7 protein-coding genes and 2 pseudogenes are annotated in these 5,904 nt (G+C 43.5%); 4 read left to right on the forward strand and 5 right to left on the reverse strand.

What is annotated here, in order from left to right:
- Nucleotides 1–880 (reverse strand): peptide MFS transporter (locus EGT51_RS12510; protein WP_135369001.1); only part of this gene is annotated, 880 nt, incomplete at its 3' end.
- Between the two features lie 337 nt (nucleotides 881–1,217).
- On the opposite strand from EGT51_RS12510, the gene EGT51_RS12515 reads away from it, so the two are divergent.
- Nucleotides 1,218–2,279, forward strand: a complete 1,062-nt coding sequence (locus EGT51_RS12515; RefSeq protein ID WP_135369002.1) for a dipeptide epimerase — start codon at nucleotides 1,218–1,220, stop codon at nucleotides 2,277–2,279.
- Between the two features lie 58 nt (nucleotides 2,280–2,337).
- Nucleotides 2,338–2,726: pseudogene (locus EGT51_RS13245) on the forward strand (restriction endonuclease subunit S); the annotation flags it as partial.
- Nucleotides 2,727–2,835: 109 nt separating this feature from the next.
- Here the strand turns inward: EGT51_RS13245 and EGT51_RS12525 are convergent.
- Together EGT51_RS12525 and EGT51_RS12530 are read right to left on the reverse strand one after the other, a co-directional pair.
- Complete coding sequence (locus EGT51_RS12525; RefSeq protein WP_135369003.1) at nucleotides 2,836–3,192, reverse strand: type II toxin-antitoxin system mRNA interferase toxin, RelE/StbE family; 357 nt, start codon at nucleotides 3,190–3,192, stop codon at nucleotides 2,836–2,838.
- Nucleotides 3,192–3,470 carry a type II toxin-antitoxin system Phd/YefM family antitoxin gene (locus tag EGT51_RS12530; protein ID WP_027822197.1) on the reverse strand — a complete coding sequence of 93 codons (279 nt, stop codon included), beginning with the start codon at nucleotides 3,468–3,470 and terminating at the stop codon, nucleotides 3,192–3,194. Before EGT51_RS12530 ends, EGT51_RS12525 begins: the two co-directional genes overlap by 1 nt.
- Nucleotides 3,471–3,546: 76 nt before the next feature.
- On the opposite strand from EGT51_RS12530, the gene EGT51_RS12535 reads away from it, so the two are divergent.
- Nucleotides 3,547–4,134 (forward strand): site-specific integrase, encoded by a 588-nt coding sequence (locus tag EGT51_RS12535; protein WP_045353461.1) that lies wholly within the window; start codon nucleotides 3,547–3,549, stop codon nucleotides 4,132–4,134.
- Nucleotides 4,135–4,146: 12 nt separating this feature from the next.
- Nucleotides 4,147–4,506, forward strand: coding sequence for a hypothetical protein (locus EGT51_RS12540; RefSeq protein WP_135369004.1), 360 nt, complete (start codon nucleotides 4,147–4,149; stop codon nucleotides 4,504–4,506).
- Nucleotides 4,507–4,872: 366 nt separating this feature from the next.
- Here the strand turns inward: EGT51_RS12540 and EGT51_RS12545 are convergent, their stop codons facing one another.
- Together EGT51_RS12545 and EGT51_RS12550 are read right to left on the reverse strand one after the other, a co-directional pair.
- Nucleotides 4,873–5,052, reverse strand: a complete 180-nt coding sequence (locus EGT51_RS12545; protein WP_135369005.1) for a hypothetical protein — start codon at nucleotides 5,050–5,052, stop codon at nucleotides 4,873–4,875.
- 288 nt (nucleotides 5,053–5,340) lie between these two features.
- Nucleotides 5,341–5,904: pseudogene (locus EGT51_RS12550) on the reverse strand (replication initiator protein A); the annotation flags it as partial.

Below are 5,904 nucleotides of genomic sequence, written 5' to 3' on the forward strand. Positions count from 1 at the left end.
CCCGGGTCTTCTCCAGCCTAGTAACCTTCTTGGAGTTCAGCATCCAGACGAAGTAGTAGATTGGCAGGGCGATTGCGATGATTGTAATCAGGGTAATGACGTTGGTGATGTTCAGCTGACCAAACGCCGCGAGGATCAACAGGATAATCCCGACGCCGCCGATCCCCAGGAGGGACTTGGTCAGGACAGCTGATAAGTGCTGGTGGTCAATCGGGTCGTTGGGGTAGAGGCTATCCTTGGGCAGGTATTTGCGACCATCGATTAGGTACTGGACCAGGCCAAAGAACATTCCGAAGGCGGCAAGGGAAAAGCCGGCGTGGAAGTTGGTCTGACTGCCAAACAGGTGGATCCCAAAGCCACCAGCAGCCCAGGGTACCGCCCATGGAGCGACCGCAGCCCCGAGGTTAATCCCGAAGAGGTAGATACTGAAACCGGCGTCCCGTCGCCGGTCCTCATCACTGTACAATCCCCCGACCATGTCGGAGATATTCGGCTTGAGGAGTCCGGTCCCGACCACAATCAGGGCGATCGAGGCGAAGAGGGCGCCCTTGGCGAAAGGCAACGACAAGGCAATGTGTCCGAACATGATCAGGACTCCGCCGTAGAAAACGGTCTTTCGCGAGCCCCAGATGCGATCGGACAGCCAGCCGCCAACCACGCTGGAGAGGTAGACCATCGAACCGTAAATTGCCATGATAGAGGCGGCAACTGTCTGGTTAATGCCGAGACCACCCTTGGTTACGGCATAGTACATGTAAAATAGCAGGATTGCCCGCATCCCGTAGTAACTAAAGCGTTCCCAGGTTTCCGTGAAGAACAGGGTTGACAGCCCCCGGGGATGGCCGAAGAATGCAGTGTCAATGTTTCTTTTCTTATTCATTGTGACCAACACACCTCCAAATATTTATCTGATAACCCAGACCCAAGGTGTCCATTTGACACCACTAATTGGTCTGACACCAAGTAATTGTCAGTTATTATATTACTTTGCCTTGATGACTGCCAGGCCCGCCAGCAAACTAAGGAAGAAAACTGTCTCAGAGTGGGACAGCGTAATTAATAATATTAATGATCAAACCACCTAGTGCTTATTTCCTCATCAGTTAAGGGACACCGGAATTAATTATCTACACATTTTACTTTTTTAGGCCCTGATGCTGTTTTAAGGTCGCACCCCCGATATAATGGATGTAATTGGATCCAGAGGAGGGTCAAAGATGAAGGATGATTTAATAATTACTGACGTTGCCACTAGTGTTGAGAAGATTCCACTTAAGCGGCCTTTTGTTACCCACCTGCACACGGTCAACGAAATCCAAGCCGTACGGGTGCTCGTCAAACTCAACAACGGCACGACAGGGATTGGTTCCGCCACTCCCAACGAGGTGGTCACGGGTGATACCCTTGCCACCCTGCAAGCGGTTATTGAGACTGTCATCAAGCCCCGGTTGGTCGGCAAATCACTGAATCGCTTCGAGCCCCTGATGGCAGCCCTGCAGAAGAGCGTCCGTTATAATCAACCGGCCAAGGCCGCCCTGGACATCGCCATCTATAACGCCTGGGCGCAAAATTGCCGGCAGCCCCTAACCGCGCTATTGGGCGGGGCCAAGGACAGCATGGCGACCGACTACACAATCAGCATTGGGGAACCCGGGCAAATGGTGGCTGAGGCGAAGGCCCTCGTCCAGAAAGGGTTCCACGCCCTCAAAGTTAAGATTGGCAATCGACCGGTTAGAGAAGACGTTGCCACCATTACCCAGATCGGCCGGGCAGTGGGCCCGGCCGTCAGCCTGCGAATTGATGTTAACCAGGGATGGACCTACCAGCAGGCCCGGCTAGGATTGCACCTCCTGGAAGCGGCCCAGCTGAAGATTGACTTCGTGGAGCAGCCACTAGCTGCTGACCAGTTGCCAAGCCTGGCTAAGCTGCGCGACCAGACCTGTCTGCCGATCATGGTGGACGAAAGCGTCTTTACTCCCGCAGACGCCCTGACGGTTATCAGGGCAGGGGCTGCTGATATAGTCAACATTAAGCTCATGAAGAGTGGGGGCATCTATCCGGCTACCCAGATCAACCAGATTTGCGAGGCGGCGGGGATCTCCTGCATGGTTGGCTGTATGATCGAGGCTCCCGAAAGCCTGGCGGCGGCGGTCGCCTTTGCCAACGCCCACCAGAATGTTTGCTTTATCGACCTGGATTCGGTTTACATGGCCAAGGAGTTTCCGTCTGCCAACCAGCTGACGCATGGTGGCGACCGCCTCTGGCTCGCGGATAATTAAAACAGCGGGCGTTCACTATGCTCAAAAGCATTTTAAGCTGGCGGGTTAGCGGCGCGTCTTGGATGTAGCAGCGTTTGAAGGACCTTCCATTACAATTGCAGGTAATGGAGCAACAGTTGGATACATGCATTTAGCGGATAATAAGTTCAATGCCTATCAACGAACTTATGTGCTCCAAGAGTTTCTAGTAGATAGAAGTTTTATATTTTCAGAAATTGGAAATAAGCTGCCTAAAAAATAAAACAGGAAGCTCGTACAGGAAATATTCCGTACATTGTTATGGACATGTTGACTGAACTGAAGCTATCGATTCCTCAGAATAATTCAGAGCAACAAAAAATAGGTTCATTCTTTAAACAGCTAGATAACACTATCGCTCTTCATCAGCGTAAGCTTGAAAAACTCCAAGAACTTAAAAAAGGGTATCTACAAAAGATGTTTGTATAGGGTCTATAATTCACAAATACCCCCTCGGAAACGTTGAAAGAATAACCCCTAATATCTATAATGTAGATATTAGGGGTTATTTATTTTTATATACCAGAAATAGCTTCTTTTATTCGTTATTTTTTCGATACCTTTTAGAACGATTTTGACCAGGAAATAAACGATTATGCGATCCGACTCGAATGCCAATTAAGACTAGTTCATCTTTATCAATCGTATAAACCACCAGGACATCGTTAGTTTCGTTTGGTGTTTTGTTTTTCGGGGTATCTCGTAAGTGAAATTCATTATAACCGCTCATTCGCCGATTAAGCTCATGATCTTCAAATTCTTGTGGTAATTGTTGTTGCTCAAGCAACAGGTCAATGGCTGCTCGAACTTCATCAATAATAGATTTATCTAAACTGGCTAACCGTTTTAGATCAGCATTAAAGGTTGCACGTGGTTTAAATCTTAGTTTTTTCATTATTTAAACTGACTCCAATAATCATCATCTGATTCAACAATTTCATCGTCAGGTAAAACATGGCGTTTAATTAACTGATCACGTGCAATTGCATATTCTAACGAACCTTCTTTAGCTTTTAATGCTCTTTCTAGCCAGTCCATTTTTTCTTGTGAAACGATGGCTACTGCGCGACTATTTGAACGAGCAATATAAACGGTTTCGTCTTCGTCATTAACTTGATCTAAATATTTTTTTAGGTTAGCGCGAAAATCGCTCTGTGTTAATGCTAATGTCATATTTACCACCCTTTCATTGTACTTAATATTGTACTTTAATTTGTACTAAAAATCAATTTTTTAAGGAGCTAAAACTATGCAACAAGTTGTCTTACCCATCAAAGATTCAAACGTTCTCAAAGAGGTTCAAGATACCTTACTCAACAACTTTAAAGCTGGCCGGCGTAACTATACAGTTTTTCAAGTTGGCAAAGCGACACTGCTGCGAGTCAGTGATGTCATGCGCTTAAAACAGGCCGATATTTTTAATCCGGACGGTTCTATTAAACAAAATGCGTTTATTCACGACCGAAAAACTGGTAAACCTAATACCTTGTACCTTAAACCTGTTCAAACAGAGCTCTTATTGTACCGTCAATGGCTACTTGATCATCAGCTGGATTCTGAATGGCTCTTTCCTTCAATTCAACACCCAGAACGCCATATTACTGAAAAACAGTTCTACAAAATTATGAGTAAGGTTGGCGATCTATTAGGAATTAATTATCTAGGTACTCATACGATGCGCAAAACTGGGGCTTATCGTGTTTACACGCAATCAAATTATAATATTGGCTTAGTCATGAATCTGCTCAATCATTCCAGTGAGGCGATGACTTTAGCTTATTTAGGCTTAGACCAGGCTAGTACCGAAACGATGCTGGATCAAATTGATTTTGGTTAGGGGGCTGGCTTTATGGATTTAGATTTTGAAACCAACAAGTATGATCTTTTTGATGATTGGCATCAAAACAAGACTAAACAAGCCTTTACACAAAAGTTGCAGCAACAAGCTCAACTTGAAAAAACACAGCTGCCACAGTTATTGTCGCGTGAAGATTTAAAAATTCGTTGGCAGATGAACTCTCGTCAAAGTGTTCATCAAGTTGCTAGTAAGCCTGATTTCCCGCAACCCGTTTTTGCTTTTAATCATGGTAAGACGCCACTTTACTTAGCAACTGAAATTCAAATTTTCGAAATTAATCACCCTTGGGTAATAACTCCCAGTGCTCGTCTTGATTATAGTCATTGGATCCTTCGTAATGTGATTGATTAATCTTGAGATTTAGCTCTATGTTTTTGAGGGTTTATTCTAGGCTTTTTATAGTTGGCGCTAGCCTTCTAATACAAATAATACCCATTTCGATGGGTATTAAATCTACCCTTGACAAGTGTCAAGGGTGTAAGTGCGCATTGACCTCGTTTCACTCGGTCTGCTGATTACCCACCACTAATTTTAGTGTTCTTTATCTATTTTCATTAACTAGGCCTGCTTTAAACACACCCTTTAGCCATAATAGCTCTCATTGATTCGTTATTAATTTTAACTAGATAATTAAAGCAATTAACAACATGAGATACACTGAAAAATGGCCAGATGAGTATCTTTTTACAAGAATATCAATTATATATATCCCTTAAACTATTTTTTGCTTTTGGTCTTATGGCTAAATGGAATAATAGCAAGGCCAAGACATATAGCAAAAACAAGAGTCGATCTAATCAAATCATGATCTTGATTATCAAATATTGCACTATAGGCTAAAAACAAGCCAATCGCTAACAAATAACGAAAAATAATCATCCAAATCTTTTTACTCATAAAGCCACGCCTCCTAGAACAAGTTGCTCATACTCAGTTTAATCAATATAAAAAACTATTCTTGCTAATTCATGTAGCTAAAAAAGAGCATAGTTCCCCCTGGAGACTGCTAAGCGCATTTTTAAACTAAACTAGTCAGGCAGTGATCATTTAAAATGATTAGCCCGTTGATTCAAGTTAGTCAAACTGGCTAAAATTGTCCGTTGCTTGTTCGTATAAGCAATTCAATCGCTAATTTAACATAAATATATAGCCCATCGTTAAAACGGCTGAGAAACGATTTTAGAGCTAATTAAAGGGGACTACTTGCTGGCTGCTTGTTTCAGGATGTTCAGCTTGATATTTAGCGTTGGCTTTTTTGTTCCAGTAAATGCCAAACAGATTTTGCATGGTGCCGTATAAGTAGTTCTCGACGTTCTTGATATGCTTCTCGTTACTTCTCAGGGCGTTGAAGTAGCGTCTTAATGTCTTGGTCATTAGAGGTTTTAGTTCGGGATCATCTAAAGTAATCCAAACGCCGAGGTCTTTGTGGGCTTTTTCAATGGCATACTTAGCATTTAAGATAATGCCAATGAAGCGACGCATTTGTTGCGGAGTGCGGCACCAGAAACTTAGTAATTGCACGGCTTCGGGTTCTAAGAAAACCGGTAAGCCACTGTCTTCATCAGTTAAGAAGTCATTAGCATGGTTCACCAAATCCTGGTTTTGCTTTTGAATTTCTGCTGGTGAAAAATGGGCTGTGGAAAAGTCCAACTTTTGAGTATCTATATTGTATCTATTAGTATCTATGTTTTTAAAGTCTTTATATAGATCGTGTCCGATTTTCGGATTTTCGCTCGTAGCAAGGGTTTG

Source organism: Levilactobacillus suantsaiihabitans, from assembly GCF_004745505.1.
In the GTDB taxonomy this organism is placed as follows: domain Bacteria; phylum Bacillota; class Bacilli; order Lactobacillales; family Lactobacillaceae; genus Levilactobacillus; species Levilactobacillus suantsaiihabitans.